This is a genomic window from Rhodococcus sp. IEGM 1302 (assembly GCF_030056935.1).
GTDB lineage: Bacteria > Actinomycetota > Actinomycetes > Mycobacteriales > Mycobacteriaceae > Rhodococcus_F > Rhodococcus_F qingshengii.
Genome location: NZ_JASHKY010000011.1, coordinates 62,312 through 89,103, shown reverse-complemented (window position 1 = coordinate 89,103; position 26,792 = coordinate 62,312). Strand labels below are relative to the sequence as shown.

Below are 26,792 nucleotides of genomic sequence, written 5' to 3'. Positions count from 1 at the left end.
ATACCCATGTCGAACCTGGTTCAGACACCCCACTGAGCGATAACTTCTCGCAATCGTACAGCTATGGTTGCCGCCGGACCCGGTTCGATCATCTGGTTGTGTTCGCAATCGACTTCGGTGACTCGGATGTCCCCTTCTACAAACCTTCGCCATTCGTCGACATTGTGTCCGTTCTCCGTAGATCTTCCGGCTACGAAGAACTCGATGGCTCCAACGTGGACAGGCGGTTGGTGCCGATTCGTCAATTCGACGGAGTGGGAGTAACCGCGACTGATCCGCGCCAGATGCTCCGCTTCGATTCCGATTCCGGCACCCAGGGTCTGCTCCAGCAATTCCGCCGCTTCTTCGAAGGTCTCGACCGTCTTGGATCCCGCCGGCATCGCGAGCCCGGCCAGTAGTTCGGAGACCGAGAGTTCTGCGGGCTGATCGGAATCCGACGACGGATAGCTGTCGAGTATCGACAGAGTCACGTCACGTCCGCTCCGAGTGAGGCTGTGTGCCACGGCGTGTGCGATCACGCCGCCGAGCGACCAGCCGGCCAGATGGATCGGGCCGGTCGATGCCACGGCTGCAATGCGATTCGCGTAGTCGTCTGCGAGTTCGGTCAGCGAGTCGAAGCTGGGCCCGCCGCTCAGGGACGGTAGCTGAAGACCGTAGACGGGTTGATCCAGCTCGAGATGCTTGACGAATTCTGCGTAACCCCAGGACAATCCGATACCCGGATGGACGAAGAACAGTGGTGCACGATCGGATCCGGCGCGCAGCGTGATCATCGGGGCGAGAAGATCCGACGAATCGTCCGGCGAGTGTGCGTCCATTCCGTCGGCAGCCCGGGCGACTCCGGCAGGTGTCGGGTCCAGGAAAAGCGATTGCAACGGCACTCGCATCCCGAGACGCTTCTCGAGTTCGATGGTGATGCGAGTGGCCACGATCGACGTTCCGCCCAGTTCGAAGAAGTCGTCGTCGACGCCGATGTGCTCGTGCCCGAGCACGGTCTCGAAGATGTCGACGACCGTTCGTTCGGTGTTGTTTGTCGGCGGTGCGTACGGGACCGTGCGTCGCTCGAAGCTCGGGGTCGGCAGTGCCTTGCGGTCCAGCTTGCCGACCGGTGTCACCGGAATGCGGTCGACGACGACGATCGCGCCGGGAACCATGTGCGCGGGCAGGCGAGAAGACAGATGGCGGCGAAGCTCCCAGTCGTCGACGGTCTGTCCTTCCACGGGCTGGATGTAGGAGGCGATCATCGTCTCCCCCGACGGCGCTTCGTGCCCGAGTGTGGCGGCGAAGTAGACGGATGGGTGTGCCATCAGGACAGAGTCGATTTCGCCGAGCTCGATGCGGAATCCGCGGACTTTGATCTGGAAGTCGCTGCGGCCCAGGTATTCGAGGGTGCTGTCGGAGCGCCAGCGCACCAGGTCGCCCGTGCGGTACATCCGCTGGCCTGGTTCGCCGAACGGATCGGCGACAAATCGGTCGGCGGTGAGGTCGGGACGATTGTGGTATCCCCGGGCGAGTCCGGGGCCGGTCACGTACAGCTCCCCGATGACTCCCACCGGCACGGGCTTGAGGTGCCCGTCGAGGACCAGTCCGGCAAAGCCGATGGCCGGTCGTCCGATGTTGATGTCCTTGCCCGGCCGCATGGGTTCACTGACGCTGGCCTGGATGGTGGATTCGGTGGGTCCGTATCCGTTGAACATGCGACGGTCGCGGCCCCAGATGTCCACGAGTTCGGGTGGGCAGGCCTCGCCACCGACTGCGAGTACGCGGAGTTCGGGTAGCGCGGAGCTTTCGATCGAGCTGAGCGCGGTCGGAGTGATGAACGCGTGTGAGACGTGTTCGTCGGCAAAGATTTCGGCCAACTCGGATCCGCCGAAGACCGTCGGTGGGATGACGACCAGGCACGCTCCGCTGCCGAACGCCATCATGAGTTCGAAGACCGAGGCGTCGAAGCTCGGTGATGCCAGGTGAGAGATCCGCGAATAGGGCTGGACGTTGAATCTCTGATGTTCCTCCGCATTGAGGTTTGACAACCCGAGGTGGGTGACGATGACGCCCTTCGGCTTCCCGGTTGAACCCGAGGTGTAGATCAGGTACGCGGGATGCCCGTGATGCAAGGGGATCGTGCGGTCGCGATCGGTGATCGCGGCTGCGCTCTGGGCGTCGATCTCGTCGACGGTCTCGGCTTCATCGAGGACCATCCACTCGACCGTGTCGGGAAGTTGACTGCGGTGAGCGTCGTCGGTGATGCCGAGTACGGCCCGCGAATCGTCGAGCATGTGGTTGATGCGATCGTCGGGATAGTTCGGGTCGACCGGCAAGAATGCTGCACCGGTTTTCGTGACCGCCCAGATCGCGACGATCTCCGCAGTGGACCGCGGTAGACCCAGCGCCACAAAATCTTCGGGACCGACGCCGCGCCGACACAGCGCGCGCGCCAGCTTCGTCGATTCCTCGTCGAGCTCGCGGTAGGTCATCGACCTCTCGCGACTCGAGAGGGCTGGGGCATCCGGGTTCGAGGCGACTGCTTCGGCGAGGATCTCCGGCCACACCCGCGCTCGAGTCGCGGCGGCACCGGATGCCGGCACCAGGGCAGCTGTTTCGTCGGCGCCGAGGATGCCGATGTCGGCGATACGTGTTGCGGGTTCGCGTCCGACAGCGTCCAGGATCAGGCGCAGTCGGTCGGCAAACCGACGAATGGTGGCGGGTTCGAAGAGATCGGTTGCGAAGTCGAAGGCTGCGGACATCCCAGCCGGGATGCCGAACTCGTCGAACTTCTCGTCGACGATCAGCTCCAGGTCCTCCTTCGCGAATTTGGTTTCCACGGTCAGTCCGTCGATGTCGAGGCCGGGTAGGTGGAAATGTGCGGGTTCGTTGTTCTGAAGTTCGAGGGCGACCTGGAACAACGGTGAGTACGACGTGGATCTGGTTGGGTTGATGACGTCGACGAGCCGTTCGAATGGCAGGTCCGAGTTCTGGAATGCGGCCAGGTCGATTTCCCGGACGTGCTCCAACAGGTCGGCAAACGTGATGTCGGGATCGACGCTGGTTCGCAGGACCAGTGTGTTGACGAACATTCCGACGAGATGGTCGAGCGCTGCCTGACCTCGGCCGGCGATCGGTGTGCCGATGGTGACTTCGTCGGCGCCCGACAACTTGGACATCAGCACTGCGAGCGCGCCGTGCAGCGCCATGAACATCGTGACACCGTTTGCCCTGGTGAGGTCCGCGAGGGCGCGGTGGGTGTTCGCGTCGATGTCGAAGGTGAATCGGTCACCGTGGAAGGTCTGTTGCACGGGTCGCGGGTGGTCGGCGGGCAGTGCGATGACGTCGTCGAGTCCGGCGAGTTGCTCACTCCAGTAGTGCAATTGGCGACTGATGACGGATTCCGGGTCGTCTTCCGATCCGAGGACGCGATGCTGCCACAACGTGAAGTCTGCGTACTGCACCTCGAGTGGCGCCCACGTGGGCTCGGTCCCTGCCGTACGCGCCAGGTAGGCCGTCATCACGTCGCGTGCGAGCGGCGCCATCGACGAACCGTCGGCGCAGATGTGATGGACCACGACAAACAGAATGTGAACGGGTTCAGCGGTGTCGAGTCGGAACAGTGCCACGCGCAGCGGCAGGTCCACCGACACGTCGAAGCCGGTCGTGGCGAGTCGTTGCATGCGCTCTGCGAGTTCGTCCTCCCCCAACGTCATTTCACGGACCGGCGGTACTGCCTCGTCGACGGTGAGCACTTGCTGAATCGGATCGCCGCCGACGGCGGGGAACACCGTCCGCAGTGTTTCGTGCCGCTCGACGACGTCGGCGATGGCCTGTTGCATGGCCGTGACGTCGAGGTCACCGGTGAGGCGAACAGCTAGTGGGATGTTGTACGCGGCTGAGCGTGTGTCGAATTGGTTCAGGAACCACATGCGCTTCTGCGCCAACGAGAGCGGGACGCTGCCATTGCGCTCCATGGGAGTGAGCGGCACAGTGCCGACGGCAGTGACAGCGCTGGAGAGCCGTTCGGCGAGCTGAGCCGTCGTCGGTGCCTCGAACAGCACGCGCACCCCGACGTCGATGTTCAGTGCGGAGTTGAGCCGCGAGACCACGCGAGTGGCGATCAGCGAGTTGCCGCCGAGCTCGAAGAAATTGTCGTCGACGCCGACCCGTTCGACGCCGAGTACGTCGATGAACGCATCGGCGATCCGACGTTCGAGGCTGGTGCCGGGCGCCCGGAATTCCACACCGGTTCCGGTGAACTCCGGCGTCGGCAACGCTTTTCGATCGAGCTTGCCGACCGCGGTGCGCGGTAGCTCGTCGACGATCATGATGCTGGCCGGAACCATGTGCGAGGGAACACGTCCGGCGAGGTGCGCGGTGATCTCTGCCCCGGTCAGCGTCGATCCTTCCTCGACGGTGAGGTAGGACGCTAAAACTGTGGCGCCGGCCGGTCCGTCGACGCCGAGTGTCACGCAATTCGTGACACTCGCCATTGCGGTGATCTGGGCGTCGACCTCGCCGAGCTCGATGCGGAATCCGCGAATCTTGACCTGGAAGTCGCTACGCCCGACGTATTCGATGGTGTGATCGCTTCGCCAGGAGACGATGTCGCCCGTGCGGTACATCCGGTCGCCTGGCTTGCCGAAGGGGTCGGCGACAAATCGCTCGCTGGTCAGGCCGGGACGCCGGTGGTATCCGCGAGCCAGGCCGATGCCGGCGATGTACAGCTCACCGGGAGCTCCGACGGGTACAGGTTGCAGGCGCGAATCGAGGATCATCTCGTGCACGCCGCGGATCGGTCCACCGATCGTGATGGGTGCGCCCACTGTCATGGGTTCGCTGATGTCTGCCATGACGGTTGTCTCGGTCGGGCCGTAGGCGTTGACGAATTCTCGTCCGGGAGCCCAGAGGCCGACGAGATGCGGCGGTAGTGTCTCTCCCCCGACGACGACGTGCCGGAACTCGTCCAGGCCGGCCGGGTCGACGGTGGCGAGCGCTGCCGTGGTGACGAACGCGTGAGTGACGTGTTCGCGGCGGATGAGACTTGCCAGTTCGGCGCCGCCGTAGATGTCGGTCGGGACGATCACCATGGTGGCTCCGACACCGAATGCCTGCAGGTACTCGAAGACGGCTCCGTCGAAGCTGGGGGTGGCGAAGTGCAGGGTTCGAGAGTGGTGATCTGCGTGGAATCGACGCTGCTGGTCGAGTGCGAAGCTGTCGAGTCCGGTGTGGGTGACGACAACTCCCTTGGGTCGGCCGGTGGATCCCGAGGTGTAGACCACGTAGGCGGCGTTGTCCATGACCACCGGTGCACGCCGTTCGTCCTGGGTGATCGGCAGCGTGCAACTGGTGGCGACGTCGTCGTCGAATGCCTCTTCTCCGAGCACCAACCAGGACACGATGGGTGGAAGTGTGTCGATGGCGTCGACGACGGTCAACCCGAACAGCACCTCGGAGTCGCTGAGCATGTGTTCGATTCGGTCAGCCGGATAGGTGGGGTCGACGGGGACGAACGCTGCGCCGGTCTTGGCCACCGCCCACACCGCGAGTACGGATTCGACGGACCTTTCGATGCCGATGGCAACCGACGTCTCGGGCCCGGCGCCGCGGCGAATCATGGCTCTGGCCAACTGGTTCGAGCGCCGGTCCAGTTCGGCGTAGGTCATGGAACGGCTGCCGGCCGAGAGCGCGATGCGGTCGGGATAGGTGGCAGAGACGTCGGCGAGAATCTCTGGGAGCGTTCGCGCGGAGCGCCCCGGGGAGCCGAAGACCGGCGCAAGATCACGGCTCTCGAACTCCGTGAGAACCTGCAGACGGGCCAGCGGCTGATCCGGTGCCGAGGCGAGTTGCCCGAGGACGATGCCCACGCGCTCGGTGATCTTGGCGACTTCGCGGGCGGAGAAGTGCGTCGGCAAGTACTCCATCTTCAGATTCAGCGTGTCACTTTCGGACGCCACCACGGCAATCGGATAGTGCGCCGAGTCGCGTCCGTCGATGCCGAGAACGTGCATTCCCGCGATGTCGGTTTCGGCGGTCAGGGCTGTCTCGTCGACGGGATACGACTCGAATACCGTCAGGGTGTCGAAGGAACCGGCGGCGCCGACTGCTCCGGCGATGTCCGACAGTCCGATGTGGTGGTGGTCGAGCAATGACGCTTGCTCGGATTGCACGCGAATGGCCAGTTCGGCGAGGGTTTCTCGGGCGTCGAGGCGGACTCGGACAGGCACCGTGTTGATGAACAGGCCGACTATCGATTCCACGCCGGGCACCTGTGGTGGGCGTCCTGAGACCGTTCCGCCGAAGACGACGTCGTCGCGTCCGAGAAGTTCGGCGAGCACGATTCCCCATGCCACCTGTACCAGGGTCGCCATGGTCAGACCGCGGCTTCGCGCGAACGCCCGAAGAGTCTCGGCTCGTTCGGTCGGCAGCGAGTACGAGTGGATTTCACTTGCCACGGTTTCGGCGGCGGTGTCTGCCCTCGAGAGGTGGGTGGACGTGTCGACGCCCCGTAGCGCTTCTTGCCACGCCCGTAGCGAAGTCTCGGGTTCTTGCTTCGAGATCCAGGAGAGATAGTCGCGATACGACTGAACTCGGGGCAGAATCTCGGGGTCACCGTCGGTTGCGTAGAGAGTGAGCAGGTCTCGAAGCAACAGCGGGGTGGACCAGCCGTCGAGCAGGATGTGGTGGTTCGTCACGACGAGGCGTGCTGTGTCCGGTCCGATTCGCACGAGCATGAAGCGGATCAACGGGGCTGTTTCCATGTAGAAACGATGAGCGCGATCGCGTTCGAGCAGCTGACCGAACGCGACTTCACTGTCTTCGGCCCCGGACAGGTCGATCTCGGCCCAGCCGATGTCGACACCGGAACGGATCACCTGCAGTGCCCGCCCTCCCGGTGCGGAGACAAATCCCGCGCGCAGGCTCGGATGACGATCAACCAAGGCCTGCGCGGCGCGGCGCAGGCGCGGCGCCTCCACCCGACCCCCGAGCTCGAGGGTCAGTTGCACCATGTACGGGTCGATTTCGGTTTCGTCGAACTGGGCGTGGAAGAGCATGCCCGACTGCAGAGGTGACAGTGACCAGATGTCGGTCAGGTCGGGGAATCTGCGCTCGAGCTGTTCGATGCTCTGTTGATCCGCGGTGACGAGATCGAGATCGGTGGGCGTGAGCTCGCGCTCGGAGTGTTCCTCCACGTATTCACTCAGTGCGCCCAGTGCTCGGGCCCAGAGCTCCGCCAGATCGGTGACTTCGGCCTCGCTGAGAATGCCGCGGGGGAAGGACCACGTAGCGCGCAGAATCGGACCGTGTGCGGTATCGGTCGTGACGGCGTTGATGTCGAGCACCGACGCGGCGGCCAATTCGCCGCTGTGCGCTTCGTCGAGGGTCACTTCCGAGATCGGCAGCCACGGCACTTCGCCGTGCTCGGGATCCGAGCCGGCAAATCGTCCGAGGTAGTTGAACGAGATCTGCGGCGTGGGCAGCTCACGAAGTTCCTCGTTTCGATCGAGGTACTTCAGGATGCCGAACCCGATTCCGTTGTCGGGCAGGCCGAGCAGCGTTTCCTTGACGAGTTTCACGGCGGAGGCGGCGGTTGATCCCCCGGCCAGTGCATCGACGACATCGAGTCCGGTGAGATCGATCCGGACGGGGAACAAGGTGGTGAACCAACCGACCGTGCGCGAGAGGTCGGCGCCCGGTACGGCGTTCTCCTCCCGGCCGTGCCCTTCGAGGTTGACGAGCACGTCCCCGCTGCGCTGTTCGCGCGATCGACGCCAGGCGGTGACGGCAATCGCTAGAGCAGCGAGCAGTCCGTCGTTCACCGAGCCTCCGAAATGCTGAGGCACCGTCGAGATGACGTTCTCGGTCACGGAGGTCGGAACGTCGACGCTGACTCGGTCGACGGTGGCTCCGACATCGACGGCTGGGTCGAGCCCGCGTGCCCCGAGCAATGGCTCGTCGGTCCGCATTCTCGACCACAGGTCGATCTCGTCGCGTCGCTGCGCAGCGGTCTCGGCGAGCGCTGTCGCCCAGCGACGTATCGACGTTCCGCCCGGCGGAAGTATCGGTGTTTCTCCGTCGAACGCCGAGGCATAAGCAGTGACCAGGCCCGGGACGAGCATGCGCCAGGACACACCGTCGACCGCGAGGTGATGAAGGACCAGGAGCAACCGTCCGGCTTCGGCCCGGTTGCCGTTCGAGCTGACGGGATCCAACCAGACTGCGCTGATCATCTTCCCGTGTTCGGGATCGAGGCGGCCGGATGCGTCCTGCATCGCGGTTTCCGCAGCGGCGACGAATTCTTCGCCGCTGGTGGACACGATGGGGGTTCGGCGCAGGATGTCGGGGGCGGTGATGCTCCCTGGCTCGCGGATCTCGAGTTGGTGAGTCGCGGCGTCCAGGCGCGCCCGCAGCACGTCGTGACGATCGAGGATCGTTTGCAATGCTCGTTCCAGCGCGGGGCCGGAGACATCCGCGGGCAGTGCGATCAGCGCGCTCTGGCTGTAACTGCGGATCGTGCTCAGGTCACCGCGACTGCGTTCGACGAGCCACTCCATGATCGGCGTGAGCGGTAGCGGGCCGGCTCCCCCGCCGGGTAGCTCCGTGAGAACCGGTGCCGTTTCCGATGATTCGATGAGGAGCACTTTGGTGAGGCCGGCCACGGTCTTCGCTTCGAAGACGTCCCGCGGAGTGAAGACGAGGCCTGCGGACTTCGCCCGTGAGACGAGTTGGATCGACATGATCGAATCGCCGCCGAGACCGAAGAAAGAATCGTCCACTCCGATACTGCCCCGACCCAGCACCTCCGCGAAGAGGTCCGCGAGGACCGCTTCGGTAGCGGTGGCCGGCGCCCGCGTCGCCTCGGTTGGTCCCGTGACGGTGAAGTCCGGAGCCGGGAGGCTGCGTCGGTCGAGCTTTCCGTTGACCGTCAGTGGAAGCGATTCGAGGACGACGATCGCGGTGGGCACCATGTACTCCGCGAGTTCGGCGGCGACGAAGTCGGTCACCGTCGCTGAATCGACGGTACTGCCTGTTTCGGCGACCACGTACCCGACGATCCGCGGTGACGCTCCCTCTGTCCGAACAAGTGCTACCGAGGCAGCGACGCCGGGGCAGCGGAGCATTGCGGCTTCGATCTCTCCGAGTTCGATGCGGAAACCACGCACCTTCACCTGGAAATCACTGCGGCCCACGTACTCCAACTGCCCCGCGTCGTTCCACCTCGCCAGGTCCCCGCTCCGATACATTCGATCCCCCGAACTACCGAATGGATCGGGAAGGAACCGCACCGAAGTCAATGCGGGTTTCCCGAGGTATCCCCGAGTCACCTGATCACCGGCGACGTACATTTCGCCGACGACACCTGGTGGTACCAAGTTCAGTCGCCGATCGAGTACGTAGACGGACAATCCCGGTACTGCTCGCCCGATGATGCTCGCCGACGCGTGCTCGCTGTCGTTGCGGTCGAGTGCGATTCGACTGACGTGCACTGTCGTCTCGGTGATCCCGTACATGTTGACCAACGTCGGAGCCGTGTCGGCCCGCCTGTCGTACCACTTGCGCAACTGCCCGAGGTCGAGCGCTTCGCCACCGAAGACGACGTAGCGCAGTGCAAGGTCGGGACCGGTGCCGTTCGGTGAGTACGCACGGTCGGCTTCGGCGAGTTGGTAGAAGGCGGTGGGCGTTTGGTTCAGGACCGTCACTCGCTCACGGCGGAGCAGTTCGTGGAACATGTCCGGTGATCTGGTCGTGTAGTAGTCGACGACGACCAGCCGGCCCCCGTGTAGCAGCGGCCCCCACAGCTCCCAGACGGAGAAGTCGAATGCGTACGAGTGGAACATGGTCCACACGTCCGTGTTGTCGAACCCGAACGTCGGGGCGGTGTTGTCCATCAGAGTCAGGACGTTTCGGTGGCTGACCTGGACACCTTTGGGGCGCCCTGTGGATCCGGACGTGTAGATGATGTACGCGATCGCGTCGGGCAGAAGTGGTGTCGTCCGGTCCGCGTCGGTGATGCGACGGGGCGCGGAGTGATCGAGGCGTACCGCGATCTCCGGCGATCCGAGTTCGACGACGTCTATGCCGGATTCGATGATCTCCGAAGGTAGGTCGCTTCGGAAGTCTCCGGTCGTGACCAGGCATACCGGCCGCGCGTCGTCGAAGAGGAACCGCATGCGCTCGGCCGGGTAGGTGATGTCGACCGGCAGGTATGCCGCTCCGGTTTTGATGACGGCGACGAGGGCGAGCACGAGATCGGTGGTTCTGGGCATTGCAACGGCAACCACGGATTCCGGACCGATACCGCGGCCGATCAGGAGTCGGGCCAGGCGGTTAGCGCGCCCGTCCAGTTCGGCGTACGTCATGGCGCCGTCGCTGTCGTTGACCGCGGTCGACGACGGATGTGCTGCAACAGCCTCGAAGAATCGGTCCGCGATGTTGTCCGCTGGAGCCGGTTCGGCGTGAGTGTTCCACTCGGTCAGCATCTGTCGACGCTCGTCGGCGCTCACGACGTCGATGTCACCGGTAGGAGTCGACGGCTCTCGGGAGACCGCCTCGAGGATGGTGAGCAGTCTGCGTGAGAACGAATCGATCAAGTCACCGTCGAACAGGTCTGTGGCGTAGATGAATTCGGCGTCGATGCCATCCGTTCCGCCATCCGCGTCGTAACGCTCGGTGACCGAGAGTTGCAGATCGAACTTGGCGACGGGTAGGTCGAACTCGACTCCCGAGACCGACAGCCCCGGCAATTCGAGTTGTGGGAGTGCATTGTTGCGGAACTCGATGAGGATCTGGAACAACGGAGTGTGCGAAGTCGAGCGTTCCGGGTCGAGTGCGTCGACCAACCTTTCGAAGGGCAAATCGGTGTGCTGGAACGCGCCGAGGTCGCCTTCGCGAACCTGGGCGAGGACGTCCTCGAACGACGCGTCGGGCGTGATCTGTGTTCGCAGCACGAGAGTGTTGACGAACATACCGACCAGGTGATCGAGTTCGGCCTCGCCGCGGCCGGCGACGGGTGTCCCGATGGCGATGTCCTCGGTACCGGCCAGGCGCGCCGCAAGTACCGCCAGTGCTGCGTGCATGAGCATGAACATGGTGGTGCCGTGCTCACGTGCCAGGTCGGTCAGCGCCCGATGGGTCTGCGGCGATACCGCGAACCGGTGGACCGAGCCGACCATGGACGGCTTTGCCGGACGTGGGAACGACGTCGGCAACGCGATCGGCTCGCCCAGTCCCGCGAGTCGGTCCTTCCAGTAATCGAGCTGACGGGTCAGAGCCGAGTCCGGATCTTCCTCGGAGCCGAGCACTTCGTGCTGCCACACAGCGAAGTCGCCGTACTGCACGACCAGTTCCGACCAGTTCGGCGCACTGCCGGCACTGCGGGCCGCGTAAGCCGCTGCCACGTCCGCTGCGAGGGGGTTCATCGAGAACCCGTCGGCGACGATGTGGTGGACGACGATCACGAGTACGTGCCTGCGCTCGTCCCCGTCGACGCGCAGGACCGCGCAGCGGATCGGAACTTCGGCCGAGGCGTCGAAGCCTGCCGAGGCCAGCTCGAGGATTCGATCGGACACTCTGGCAGCAGTGACGATTTCCGGCTCCAGGATCGGCATGACCTCGTCGCTGGACATCACCTGCTGAACCGGCTGTCCGTCGATCGAGGGGAACTTCGTCCGCAAGCTCTCGTGGCGCCCCAGTACGTCCGCTACCGCGGCCTGCAATGCGGCGAAGTCCAGATCGCCGTCGAGGCGCACTGCCAGGGGAACGTTGTAGGCGGGGGACGTCACGTCGAACTGGTTGAGGAACCACATCCGCTTCTGTGCCAGTGACACGGGCAGTGGGTCCGGGCGGGATCGCCGAGTCAACGGTGGTCTGGGGTTCTCTCCGCGGCCGACGCTCTCCGCCAGACGCGAGAGCTGCCGAACTGTCGGAGACTCGAACAGTCCTCGAACGCCGATGTCGGTGCCGAGAAGTGCGTTGACGCGGGCGATGACGCGGGTCGCGGTCAGTGAGTTTCCGCCGACGTCGAAGAAGTGAGTGTCGATACCGATCGGAGACACTCCGAGCACGTCCTCGAAAACGCCCACCACCAGCCGTTCCAACTCGGTGGCCGGTGCAGTGAGTGTCTCGGCGTCGGTGTCGAAACGAGGCGCCGGAAGAGCAGCCCGATCGACCTTGCCGACGCCGGTCAGCGGTAGTTCGTCGAGCACGACGACGCTTGCGGGCACCATGTGTGCCGGCAGTAGCTCCCGTGCCGCCGCCCGGATGTCCTCGGCGCTCACCCGGCGTTCGTCGTCGCAGACGACATATGCCGCCAAGGCCTGCTCGTCGGAGGGTCCGCGCACCGCCAACGTGACCGCGTACTCCACGCCGGGCAGCTGACCCAACGCCGTGTCGACCTCGCCGAGTTCGATACGGAAGCCGCGGATCTTGACCTGGAAGTCGCTGCGTCCGAGGTACTCGATGGTGCGGTCGCTGCGCCAGCGCACCACGTCGCCCGTGCGGTACATCCGCTCCCCCGGCTCGCCGTACGGGTTGGCGACAAATCGTTCGCTCGTCAGTGGTGAGCGCCCGTGATAGCCGCGCGCGAGTCCGACTCCGGCGACATACAGTTCGCCGGGAACTCCGACGGACACCGGTTGAAGTCTGCGATCGAGGACGACCTCGCTGAATCCGCGGTTCGGCGGTCCGAGATAGACCTTCTCGCCGGCCGGGATGGGGTCGCTGAGGTTGCAGGAGATGGTGGTTTCGGTGGGTCCGTAGACGTTGACGAACGATCTTCCCGGCGCCCAGGTGCGCACCAGGTCCGCCGAGGGCGCCTCGCCGCCCACCGTGATGGTGGTCAGTTCGTCGATTCCCTCGGGATCCACCGACGTCAGCGCTGCAGGCGTGATGAACGCGTGGGTGACATGTCCCTCGCGGAGAACGTCGGCCAGTTCGGTTCCTCCGTAGACGGTGGTGGGAGCTACGACCAGTTCGCCGCCGACGGCGAAGGCGAGCAGGTACTCGAGAACGGAGGCGTCGAAGCTCGGAGAGGCGAAATGCAGTGCGCGTGAATTCTCGGTGAGACCGTAGCGATGACGCTGTTCGTCGGCGAAGTTCTCGAGACCGGTGTGCGTGACGACGACGCCCTTGGGTCGGCCGGTCGAGCCCGAGGTGTAGATGAGGTAGGCGGTGTTCTCCAACCGCGGGGTTCCCCGGCGCTCGTCCTCGCGTAGCGGCGCCGCGGATACTCCGGAGAGCCGAGCGATGCTCGTCGGGTCGTCGAGTTCGAGCCACTTCGTCACACCGCCGTCGCCGGGTCTGTGGGCAGCCGTGGTCAATCCGAGCGAGGATGCCGAGTCCTCGAGCATGAACGAGATCCGGTCACTCGGGTAGCGAGGATCGATCGGCACGAAGGCGGCGCCGGTCTTGGTGATCGCCCAGACCGCTGCGACGGATTCGAAGGAGCGTTCCACACAGATCGCCACCCGTGAGTCCGGGCCGGCGCCTTCCGAGATGAGCACGCGCGCCCACTGGTTCGACGCCTCGTCCAGCTCTCGATAGGTCATCTTTCTCTCACCACAGGACAGTGCGACCCGTTCGGGGAATCTGCTCGCGGTGTCCGAAAAGATGCGATCGAGTGTCCTGACCGAGCGGCCCTGCCGGCCGCGCGCGGGAACCAATTGCTGCACTTGCGAATCCGGCATCAGGCGCAGTTTCGCCAGCGGGAGATCCGGTTGCGCGGTGATCAGCTCGAGGGTGCGGAGCAGCCGGTCGGCGATCGCGTCGATGTCGTGATCGCCCAGGACTCCCGGGAAATACTCGAATTTGAGCCGCAGTCGCCCGTCTGCCGCAGAGGCAACGATCGCGAGTGGATAGTGCGCGGCATCCTCGGCGTCGTGGACGTCGAGAACGTGCATTCCGGCTATGTCGGTACCGGAGGAGAGTCCACCGCGGTCGACGGGATACGACTCGAACACAGTCAGCGTGTCGAACGATGCAGCGGACCCCACAGCCGAAGTGATGTGCGAAAGCCCGACATGATGGTGATCGGACAACCGCGCCTGTTCCGCTTGGACGCGAACGCACAGCGCCGCCAGGGACTCTCGCGGATCGAGGCGAACTCGGACGGGGACGGTGTTGATGAACAAACCCACCATCGACTCGACGCCGGACACCTGGGGTGGTCGGCCGGAGACGGTTCCACCGAAGACGACGTCGTCGCGGCCGAGGAGTTCGGCGAGCACGATTCCCCAGGCCACCTGGATCAAGGAGGCTGTCGTCAGGCCACGGGAGCGGACGAATCCACGCAGAAGTTCCGTCTCACGTTCTCCGAGCGCTGTGGTCGTCGAGCGTGAGGTAGCGCCGTCCTCGTCGACGGCGTGAGTTCCGGTGAGCAGCGTCGGGTCGTCGAGTCCGCGGAGTGCTTCGCCCCAGGCCTCGATCGACACGCTGTCGTCGCGAGTGCTGATCCAGCTCAGATAGTCCCGGTAGGGGTGTACGCGTGGGATGGCACTGTGATCACTGTCTGTCGCGTAGAGCGTCAGTAGGTCGCGGACCAGCAGCGGCATCGACCATCCGTCGAGGAGGATGTGGTGGTTGGTCAGGATCAACCGATACGCGTCGTCACCGGTTCGCAGAAGCAGGAACCGCAGCAGGGGCGGAGTGGCCATGTCGAAGCCGCGGACCCGATCCGCATGGAGAAGCTCGCGTATCTCGGTCGCCTGTTCGGTGGGGGCCAACGGAGAGATGTCGATCTCGGTCCACGGCACGTCAACGTCTGCGTTGATCACCTGCACCGATCGTCCACCGGTGTCGGTCGTGAACGCCGCGCGTAGGTTCTCGTGTCTGTCGAGCAGTGCCTGTGCGGCACGGTGCAACCGGGACGCGTCGACGCCGTCGAGTTCGAGTGCGAGTTGGACGGTGTACGCGTCCACAGTGTGTTCGGCGTAGCGGGCGTGGAAGAGCAGTCCGGATTGCAGTGGTGAGAGGGACCAGACGTCGGTCAGTGTCGGGAACTCGCGCTCGAGGTGGTCGATGGAATCCTGGTCGAGGTCGATCAGGTCGATGTCCGACGGGGTGAGTCCCCCGCGTTCGCTGTGTTCGGCATAGGTGGCCAGCGCGCGCAACGCCTGCACCCAGAGGTCGGCGATGGCGCGAGCATCGCGCTCTGCCAGCACGCCGGTGGGATAGGCGATAGTGGCACCGATGTGCGGTGCGCCCGAGATCTCGGTGGTGACGACGTTGACGTCCAGGACCGAACCCACGGGCATGGCGGACCGAGCTGCCTCTTCCAGATCGACGTCACGCGCAAGTGCCCAGTCCCCCAGTGACTCTCCTGCTTCGGTGCCGGAAAAGCGACCGAGATAGTTGAACGAGATCTGCGGTTGGCGGAGATCTTCCAGTTCCGCTCGGCCCACCTCGTCGAGATAACGCAGAACTCCGTAGCCGATGCCGCTGTCCGGAACTCCCAACAGTTCTTCCTTGACCCGCTTGAGAACCACCGCTGCCTCGGAGCCGCTGCTCAACACGTTCGCGATGTCTATGTCGGCGAGGTCGATTCGCATCGGGAAGACACTGGTGAACCAGCCGACCGTGTGCAGGACGTCCGCACCGGGCACCACGTGAGCTTCGCGTCCGTGGCCCTCCATCGAGATGAGTACGTTGTCGGTTCGTATGCCCTGTGCCTGCCTCCACTGCGTCAGTGCCAGTGCGAGAGCAGCAACGAGACCGTCGTTGACTGATCCACCGAAAAGCGCCGGAAGCGTGGTCAGGACTGTGTCGGACAGTTCGACGGGTACGTCGGCGACAACTCGGCCGACCGAATCGAACGTGTCGAGCCGCGGGTCCAGCGGCCGGGTTCCGATCAGCGGGTCGGCACCTTCGAGTATCGAACGCCACCGGGGCAATTCGACTTTTCGATCGGGCGCGATGTCGCGGAGCGCATGCGACCAACGACGAACCGACGTGCCCGAGTACGACGGCTCCGGTTCCTCGCCTGCATCGATGCGGTGGAAAGCCGACGCAAGTTCCGGCACGAGGACGCGCCAGGAGACACCGTCGACGGCGAGGTGGTGGATTACCAGGAGCAGCCGGCCGGTGTTGTGCACGCCGGACAACCAGACGACCCGCACCATCACGCCCCGGCCGGGGTCGAGCTCTCGGCGCGCACCGTCCAGTGCGTCGACGATCGCCGCGTCGAACACCGCGGTGCCCGGCTCGGCCTCTACCTCGATCACCCGGCAAATATCCTCGGCTGCAACAGATCTCGGCTCGCCGACAACAAGCCTGCGCTCGCCGTCGAGCTCGAGGCGTGCGCGAAGGATGTCGTGACGATCGAGAACAACTTGAAGAGCCGCGGTCAACTGCTCCACACTGTGAAGCCCGTGCGGCGCGTTGAGAAGAGTCGCTTGGGAGAACGAATCGAGACCTCGGAGATCGGAGCCGAGCCGGTCGAGCCACCACTGAGCCACCGGCATCAACGGCACGTGGCCCACGCCGTCTCCGGGAAGTTCCTCGAGCACCTCGGGTTCGTCGTCCTTGGTCGATGCCAGCAAAACCGCAAGACCGGCGACCGATTTCACCTCGAAGACGTCACGCGGGGTGAAGACGAGCCCGGCATCGCGGGCACGGGCGACGAGCTGAATCGACATGATCGAATCGCCGCCCATCGAGAAGAACGAGTCGTCGACGCCCACCGATTCGACACCGAGGACATCGACGAACAAGGCGGCCAGCGTGCGTTCGGTATCGGATTCGGCGGCCCGCGAGCGTGCCTGGGTTGCTCGCAAGTCGGGAACCGGCAGGGCTCGGCGGTCGAGCTTTCCGTTGGCAGTCATCGGCAGTTCGTCGAGAACGACCACGACCGCAGGAACCATGTACGGGGCCAGAGCCGAGCCCGCGAACGCGATGACGGCCTCGGGATCCACAGTCTGAGCGTCGTTGGCAGGCACGACGTATCCGACGATCCGTGCGGCGCCTCCGTCACGTTCGAGCGTGGTCACCACGGAATGTGCAACGCCGGGATAGCGAGCCAGAACTGCCTCGATCTCGCCGAGTTCGATGCGGAATCCGCGAATCTTGACCTGGAAATCGCCTCGACCCTGGTACTCGAGTTCGCCGTTCTTGTTCCACCTGGCGAGGTCGCCGGTTCGGTACATCCGTGTGCCCGCACTGCCCGCGGGATTGGGCACGAATCGTTCGGCGGTCGTGCCGGCGCGGTTTCGGTAACCGCGGGCGAGTCCGTCGCCGCTGACGTACAGCTCTCCCGTCACTCCGACCGGGACGCGGTGCAGGCGATTGTCGAGGACCCACGCGGTGATGCCTGTCGACGGGCGACCGATCGTGACTCGATCGGTCGGGGACATCGGCTCGGTGATGCTGGCGACGACCGTCGATTCGGTTGGTCCGTAGGCATTGATCATGATCCGGTGATCGCTGACCCAGGCGGCGACGAGGTCGGGTGGGCAGACGTCGCCGCCGGTTCCGATGCACACCAGCTCGTTCAGTCCGCTCGGATCGACCGTGGCCAGTGCGGCTGGTGTGATGAAGGCGTGCGTGAGGTGCTGGTCGGCGATCAGACTCGTCAGTTCGGTTCCGCCGATGATGCTCGGTGGGGCGATGACCATCGTGGCCCCGGCACCAACAGCCATCAGGAGTTCGAGAATCGAGGCGTCGAAGCTCGGTGAGCTGAAATGCAGCGTGCGCGAGGTCGACTCGACGCGGAAGCGACTGCGTTCCTGCTCGGCGAGTGCCGAAAGCCCACGGTGAGTGACCATGACGCCTTTGGGGACGCCGGTGGAACCGGAGGTGTAGATGACATAGGCCGGGTTGTCCAGGGACACCGCAGCCAGCAGCTCCGAGGCATCTATCCGCTGATCACCGATCTGTTCGAGGGTTGCGAGTGTCTTTGCCTGATCGAGCAGAACGGCGTCTGCCTCGTCGGGGACGACACCCACATGCTCGGCGGTGGTGAGAACGACGCCCGCTCCCGAGTCGTTGATCATGTGGTGCACGCGGTCGACGGGATACGCCGGGTCGACGGGTACGAATGCAGCGCCGGACCGGGCAACCGCCCAGATCGCGACCACGGATTCCAGTGAGCGTGGTAATGCCAGGGCGACAACGGATTCCGGACCGACCCCGCGGCTGATCAACAGTCGTGCAAGCCGGTTGGCGCGGCGGTCCAGATCGGAGTAGGTCAGATGGCGGTCGCCGAAAATCAGTGCAGCCCTCTGCGGTTCGTCGACGTACTTCCGCTCGAGCAACGTCGAGAAGTGAACCTGCTCGGGAAGTTCCGGTGCGACGGCGCGAATCGTGTCGAGATCACTCACGAGATCGATGTCGCCGACCGGCGTGTGCGGTGATTCGGTGACAGCACCGAGAATCCGAACCAGGTATCGAGCGAAACCTTCGACGGTCGACTCGTCGAACAGGGCGCTGGCGTAGGTGAACCCGGCCTCGATTCCGGCCGGCCGGCCGTCGTCGTCGAAGGTCTCGGCAAGCGTGAGTTGCAGATCGAAATTCGAGACGGCGGATTCGAGTTCGAGGACCTCGACGTCCAAATCCGTCAGACGAACTGCTGGCCGAGTGGTGTTCTTGAACTCCAGCATCACCTGGAACAACGGTGAATGCGACGTCGACCGCTCCGGAGCCAGCGCATCGACGACGCGCTCGAAGGGGACGTCTGCGTGAGCGAAGGCGTCGAGGTCGGTGCTGCGAACTCTGGCCAACAGATCGGTGAACGAGGCGGCGGGGTCGACGTCGGCGCGCAGGACCAACGTGCCGACGAACATACCGACCATCGGATCCAGCAGGGCATTTCCGCGCCCGGCGATCGGTGAGCCGATCGTGATGTCTTCCATGCCGGACAATCTCGCCACGAGCACTGCGTATGCGGCGTGTACCGCCATGAACATACTGCTTCGGTGTTCGATCGCGGTTTCGCTCAGACGACGGTGGATGCCGGCATCGATGTCGAATCGAACGACGCCGCCCGAGAGATCCTGCACACGCGGACGCGGTCGATCTGCGGGGAGCGCAAGAATTTCGGGAACACTCGCCAGTTGACGTGTCCAGTACTCGAGCTGACCGGCAAGAGTGCTGTCCGCTTCGTCGATCCGACCGAGAGCCCTTTCCTGCCAGATGGCGAAGTCCGCGTACTGGACCGGAAGAGGAGACCAGTCGGGCGCCTCACCTCGATGCCTTGCCGAGTACGCGCTCATCACGTCGAACGCCAACGGTGCCATCGAGAATCCGTCGGCGCAGATGTGATGGACGACCACGGTCAGGACGTGATCTTCTTCGTCGACCTCGATCAGTTCCGCCCTGATCGGTGGAGCCTGCGTGACGTCGAAGCCCCTCGAGGTGAGACGTTCGATCTCCCCGAGTACCGCTTCGGCGTTTGCGGCGACAACCGGCAGCGCGCCCAACGCTTCACCGGGTTCGACGATCACCTGCGCCGGCACTCCCTCGACCATGGGAAACAGCGTGCGCAGCGATTCGTGGCGAGTAAGCACGTCGGTGATCGCGCCCTCCAACACGGCAACGTCCAACCGGCCTCTCAGCCTGATCGCTATGGCGACGTTGTACGCCGCGGACGTGACGTCGAATTGATTGACGAACCACATGCGCTTTTGTGCCAGCGACAGCGGGATCGTCTGTGGCCGCGGCAATGCCTCGAGCGGAAGGACTGCCGCTCCCCCTCGAGCCGTGGCGCACTCGACCGCCAACTGCGCAACGGTCGGCGCGTCGAACAACTCTCTGATCGACAAGTTCAACGACAGCGAATCGTTCACGCGCGCCACAGCGCGTGCAGCGACGAGGCTGTTTCCGCCGATCTCGAAGAAGTTGTCGTGAACACCGACTGCCCCGGATTCCAGAAGCTCCTCGAAGATCGCCGCCAACTGCGCTTCGAGCGGTGTTCGCGGCGCCAGATACGTCTGCGAACTGTCGAAGCTGGGCGCGGGCAGAGCCTTCCGATCAAGCTTGCCGGTCGAACCGAGAGGGAACACGTCGAGGGCGATGACCACAGCGGGAACCATGTAGGCCGGAAGGAGACCTCTCAACTCGGTGCGTAGGCCGTCCGTGTCGATCGAAGTGCCGGTGTCGGCGATGACGTAGCCGACCAAACTGTCACCGACCACGTCGTCGTGATGGACGAGAGCAGCAGCTTGCGTGACACCGGGCAGCCTGAGCAACGCTGCTTCGACCTCGGCGAGTTCGATGCGCTGCCCGCGGATCTTGACCTGGAAATCGCGTCGACCGACATAGTCGAGCAGCCCGTCGGCGCGCCACCGGACGACATCACCGGTTCGGTACATCCGGGTGCCAGACGGGCCGTACGGGTCGGCCACGAACCTGTCGGCGGTGAGATCGCTGCGCCCGAGGTATCCACGCGCCAGTTGCACTCCCGCCAGGTACAGCTCGCCGTGAACGCCGACCGGAACCGGATGCAGCCGCCCGTCGAGGACATAGAGCTGGGTGTTCCACACGGGCGCACCGATGGGAACGGTGACGGTCATGTCGGGGGTGAATTCGGCGGCGCTGACGTCGACGGCAGTCTCCGTGGGTCCGTACAGGTTGAACAGTCCCGCAGAACTCAGACGGGTGAACGCCTCCGCAGTGGTAGGCGCGAGCGCTTCACCGCTGCAGAACACCTGACGCAGGCTTGCACACTGCCCGGCAGTCGCGGCAGCGACGAATTCCGCGAGCATCGACGGAACGAAGTGCGCCGTCGTGACGCCTTTTTCGGCAATCAACGCCGACAGGTACCCGGGATCACGGTGCCCGTCCGGTTCCGCGATCACCAACTGCGCGCCGGTCTGCAGGGGCCAGAACAGTTCCCACACCGAGACGTCGAAGGTCACCGGGGTCTTGTGCAGCACCACGTCCGACGAGTGAAGGGGGTACGTGTCCTGCATCCACAGCAGGCGATTGACGATCGAACGGTGTGATACTGCAACACCTTTCGGTCGACCCGTCGATCCGGACGTGAAGATCACGTAAGCAGCATTGTCCGGGCGCAGGGGTCCGAGCCGATCAGCGTCGGTGATCGGCGCCGTCGTGGACACCTGACGATCGAGATCGACGTCCACGATCGGGACTCGCGCGGGAAGAGCGCCGTGGTCCTGGGGCCGGCTCAGCACGCAGATCGGTTCCGCGATGTCGAAGACGTACGCGATGCGCTCGGCGGGATGATCGGGATCCACCGGGACGTATGCCGCACCGGCACGGATCACGGCGTGGACCGCGACGAGTAGTTCCGGTGACCGTCGAATCGACACCGCGACGCGCATGTCCGGGCCGACCCCGCGGGCGATGAGGGTTCTGGCAAGTTCACCGACCCTCGCGTCGAACTCCGCATAGGTCAGTGTCCGCTCGCCGTAGACCAGCGCGGCCCCCTCGGGTGTCCGGGCTGCCTGCTCCGCCACCAGGTCCGAGAGGGTGGTGATCGGTACGGCGTGTTCGGTGGCATTCCAACGCTCGAGGACCAGTTCCGCCTCGCCCGGAGCTGTGAGATCGACGTCGCCGACGACGGATTCCGGGTAGGCAGCTACCGCGTCGAGGAGCATCGTGAAGCGATCAGCGAGGCCGGACATGGTGTCCGAGTCGAAAAGCTGGCTGGCGTAGTTCAACTGGCCGTCGAGATGGTCGCCGCGGTCGGTGAGAATGACCTGAAGATCGAACTTTGCCGCGCCCGTCGACAGTTCGTCGACCGTGACCTCGAGCTCGGGCAAAGTGACCTCGGTGGGAGCGGCGCCCTGCATCACCAGCATCACCTGGAACAGCGGCGCCTGGTTGTCTGCGAGGGATTCGACGAGTACGTCGTACGGCACTTCGGTGTGCTGCAAGGCCGCCACGTCGACGTCGCGGACGCGGGTGAGAACTTCACCGAAGGTGAGTCCCCCCTCGAGAACCGTCCTCAGCACCACCGTGTTGACGAACATTCCGACGACGTCGTCGAGAGCGCGCTCGCTCCGCCCGGCCACCGGAGTGCCGATCGTGATGTCGTTCGCTCCGGATTCTCGGCTGAGCAGGACGGCCAGCGCGGCGTGGATCACCATGAACACGCTGACGTCGCTGCGCGCCGCGATCTCGCCGACCCGGCGGTACGTCGCGGAGTCGATCCGGAAATCGAGATCGTCACCGCGCAGCGAGACACCCGCAGGCCGCGGGTGATCCATCGGCAGTTCCGCGAGCTCACCGCGTTCGGTGAGCGTGTGCGACCAGAACCGCAACTGCTCGGCAAGAATCGAATCCGGGTCGGACGCTTCACCGAGCGCTCCGCGTTGCCACTCGCTGAAATCGCCGTACTGCACTTCGAGTGGCAGCCACGCCGGCACGCGTCCGCTCGCCCGCGAGGCGTACGCCACCATCACGTCACGAGCCAGCGGCGCCATCGACAGGCCGTCTGCTGCAATGTGGTGCACGACGAGGACCAAGGTGTGCTCGCGTTCGTTCACCTCGAGCAGAGTCGCGCGGATCGGCACCGATTCGCTGACGTCGAATCCCTCTCGCGCGAGCTCACTCGCCCGCGCCGAGGTCGCTGCGGCAGGTACCGTTTCCACCTCGAGATGATCGAACATCTCGTCCACATCGAGAACGTGCTGGACGGGGCCACGCGCACTCTCGGGGAAAACGGTCCGCAAGATCTCGTGTCGAACGATGACGTCCCGCAGCGCGGTGAACAGTGCATCGACGTCGAGATCGCCGGTCATCGAAACCGCGATCGGAATGTTGTACGCCGGCGAACTCGGATCGAGTTGATTGGTCAGCCACATTCGTTGCTGCGCCAGAGATACCGGTATCCGGTCAGGGCGATCGATACGCGTCAGTGCCGGGGCGCGTGTGTTCCGCGAGTCCGCGAGGTCGGCACGTGCTGCCAGAGCGGAGACGGTCGGCGCCTCGAAGAGGTCGAGAACGCTCAGCGTCGTTCCGAGAGCTCCGTTGACTCGCGACACGACGCGGGTCGCGATCAACGAGTCACCGCCGAGGTCGAAGAAACTGTCGTCTGCTCCCGCCCGGGTGATACCGAGCAGATCGCAGAACACCGCCGAAATTCGCTTCTCGGTCGAGGTCTCGGGGGCACGGTATTCAGCCGACCCGCCCACAGAATCGATGTCCGGTAACGCTTTCCTGTCGATCTTTCCTGCCGGAGTCAACGGAATGGAGTCGAGGACGACGATCCGCGCGGGAACCATGTGGGCTGCCAACGAAGATCTCGCGTGGGCGACCAGCTCGGAGTTGTCGATGTGTGTGCCCGCAGCCGCCGTGACGTACGCCGCCAACAGTGTTTCCCCACTCGGGCCCGCAACTCCGGCGGTGACTGCCTGTGCGACGCTCGGGTGGCGGCGCAGCACGTCGTCGATCTCGCCGAGCTCGACGCGGAAACCGCGGATCTTGATCTGGAAGTCGCTCCGGCCGAGGTACTCCAGCTCACCCTCGCCGTTCCACCGCGCGAGGTCACCCGTGCGGTACATGCGCTCTCCCGCAACACCGTTGGGGTCGGCAACAAATCGTTCGGCCGTAATCGTGGCACGCGCGTGGTACCCGCGCGCCAAACCGACACCGCTCACATAGAGCTCGCCGGCGACACCGATCGGCACCGGTTGAAGCCGCGAGTCCAGGAGGACGGTTGCGGCTCCGCGCATCGGCTTCCCGATGGTGACGGGAACATCGCTGCTCAGCGGTCCGGTCAGAGTGGCGACGACGGTGGTTTCGGTCGGTCCGTACGCGTTGAACATCGAGCGTCCGTGTGACCACTGATCCACCAGCGCGGGTGAGCATGCGTCGCCGCCGGTCACGACCACTCGTAGATCCGGTAGGCCGGCGGGATCGACTGTTGCCAGCGCGGCCGGGGTGACGAATGCGTGGGTGACCCGTCCGATACGCATCACCTGTGCCAGTTCGTCGCCGCCGTACACGGTGGGCGGCGCGATCACCATGGTTGCCGCGCCCCCGAAGGCAAGGAGGAGTTCGAGGACCGAAGCGTCGAAGCTCGGCGAAGAGAAATGCAGGGTGCGGTCTCCAGGTTCGACTCCGAACCTGACTCGTTCTTCGTCGGCGAAGCTGCTCAGCCCGCGGTGACTGACCACGACGCCTTTGGGGACACCGGTGGAGCCGGACGTGTAGATGAGGTATGCCGGATCGTCGTAGCTCAGGCGCGTACGCCGCTCGGCGTCGTCGACCGGTGCATCGGACTGGTGCGAGGTGTCCAGTTCGTCGAGGAGCAGCCAATCCACCGAATCGGCGAGCCCGCCGTGGTGCTCCCCCACACTGATTCCGACTACAGCTCCCGAATCGGTGAGCATGTGCCGAATACGATCCTCGGGGTAGTGCGGATCGATCGGGAGGAAGGCACCGCCGGTCTTGGCCACCGCCCACGTCGCGGTCACCGATTCGAGAGACCTCGACAGCGCAAGGGCGACATAGGTGCCGGGGCCGACTCCCCTGTTGATCAGTTCACGGGCGAGTGTGTTCGACTCGCCGTCGAGATCCCGGTAGCTCACCTCACGATCACCGAAAACGAGCGCTGGGGCATCGGGGTTCACAGCCGAGGCCCGGCGGAGAATATCGGGGAGGGTCAACGGGGAGGACGCGGTCGCTCCCCGCGCCGGTACCAGGGACTCGCGCTCGAAGTCGTCGAGGAGATCGAGGTCTCCGACCGGCGTTCGCGGGGCTGCTGCTGCGCCTGCAAGGATCCGCACCAGTCGCGAGAGGAAGGCTCGGACCGTGGATTCGGCGTAGTGCTGCGTGGAGTACGCAACCTCGAGGGCGCCGGTATCTGCGTGGACGTCGATCGCCACGTCGAGGCCGGCAATCGTGGTCTCCTGCGAGCCGTCGTTGAGGTGGACGTGCAACTCGGGCAGTGCGGGGACACCTGCCGCCGATCGAATCGACAACGTATCGCGTTCTCGAGCAAGAGAACTCACGAACTCGTCGAACGGCGCCGCCGGATCGACCTCGCAGCGCAGGGGCAAGGTTCCCCACTCGGTCCTCGTTCCGATCAGCACGTCCCGGCGCTCGGTCGATCTCGACAGCAACGAAGCAAATGCGGCATGGACAACGGCAAAGAGGGAGACGCCTTCCGTGCGCGCAAGTTCGGCGACCGCGGGATCGAGTGGGACGCTCAGCCGATTCGTACCGGTGGGCTCCGATTCGGCGTCGATTCGCTCGAGGCCCAGTGTCTCGAGGTCCAGTGTGGAGCCCTCGTCGGAGTCCCCCAGGTATCTCGCCCAGAACCGCTCGAGTTCCCTGCGCTGTGCACTGCGCGCCCCTGCCTCGGCACTTGCCGGATGAATCCGGTTCATCGGCGTACCGGCCGGTGCTGCTGTCAGTTCTGCGACCAACTCGGTGAACGCCCGGTGGTGCTCGGCCAGTTCGTCGTGTCCGTAGCGATTGGGGTTTCCGCGAAAGTCGATCAACGTCTGCGCCGGATCGCCGCTCTGGTACACGTTGACCAGCAGATCCTCGACCGGACCCGACGTGACGATGTGATACTCACCGGTCAGTGGCCCGAGGGTTATCTCCTGCCGGAAGAGCATCACATTCATCATCGGGCCGGACAGACGCGCGTCGCCGACGGTCAGACCGGCATCACGCCGGATGTCCTCGAGGCTGCATCGCTGATGACGAAGCGCACCGAGAAGTTCGAGTTGCACGCGCCCGACCAGATCGTCGACACTTTCGTCCGGGTTTACGTGGATGTGTAGCGGCGCGACGTTGACCAGCATTCCGCCGGACCGCTGCAGCGGTGCCGTCGTCCTCGCGGAAACCGGCAGGTTGATCAGCACGTCGTCGTAGCCGGTACTGCGGGACAGGTAGCACGCCAGTGCCGAAATCAACACTGCGGCCGGAGTTGCACCGGAACGTGAATTCCATTCGTCCAAGGCAGCAAGGCTGTTCGCCGACATCGCGGCACTGACGAGTTCACTGCGTGCAGTCGGGGGTCCCTCACGGGTGGCCAATGTCGAACCGTGTTCGACGCCCGACACACGCTGGGCCCAGTACTCGCGGTCGGCTTCGAATCGGCTCGATTCGCGGTACTTCTGGTCGAGCTCGGACAGCGTCGTGACGTCGAGCGCCTTGTTCACCGCAGGTTCTCGACCTTCGACGGCTGCGGTGTAGATCGCCGCAATCCGATTGACGATCGTCATACCGCTGTATCCGTCGAGAGCGACGTGATGAATCCTGGTGTACCACAGGTAATCCCGATCACCAGTTTGAAGAATTGTCATCTCGACGAGACGATCGCGAGTCAGATCGAGCGTCGTCGCGTAATCGTTGTCCATCCACTCCGAGGCAGCCTGCCGAGGGTTCTCACGCTCGCGGAAGTCGAAGTAGTCGATGCCCGGGTCGATCGTGAAGTCCACGATCTGGCAGGGCTCCCCATCCGGGTACATCAACCGTAGAAACGGTGATTCGAACTCGTGGGCAGCCTCCACCGCGGCGCGACTGAGCAGTTGCATGTCCAAATCGCCGTGGAACTCGATGTACTGCGCGATGAAGTACGGGACCGTCGGGTGAAGTTGCTGCGCAAACCACATGCTGCGCTGCACCGCAGACAGGGGGAACGCTCCTGCCGGCAGGCTTCGCGATCCGGTGAGCGGGTCGATCCTCTTGTCGGTATCCATCACGACCACCCCCACACAGCGTTGTGACGATCAGCGTTGTCACGATCAGCGCCGGGAAGTGTGGCTCGGGGATTGAAGAGAAACATCGCACCGCCTCGATATCGAGTGGAAACCATGTGGCGATCCTGCGAGAGCGCAGCCGAAGGTCATCGACCTCGACGAAGGGTCGCTTCGAAGTCCGAACCTCCCCGAAGG

At 64.5% G+C, this 26,792-nt stretch carries 1 protein-coding gene; it reads right to left on the bottom strand.

Annotated features, from left to right (window positions below):
- Positions 1–20 precede the first annotated feature (20 nt).
- Complete coding sequence (locus QM609_RS17125) at positions 21–26,597, bottom strand: non-ribosomal peptide synthase/polyketide synthase (protein ID WP_283337317.1); 26,577 nt, start codon at positions 26,595–26,597, stop codon at positions 21–23.
- Between the last annotated feature and the right edge of the window lie 195 nt (positions 26,598–26,792).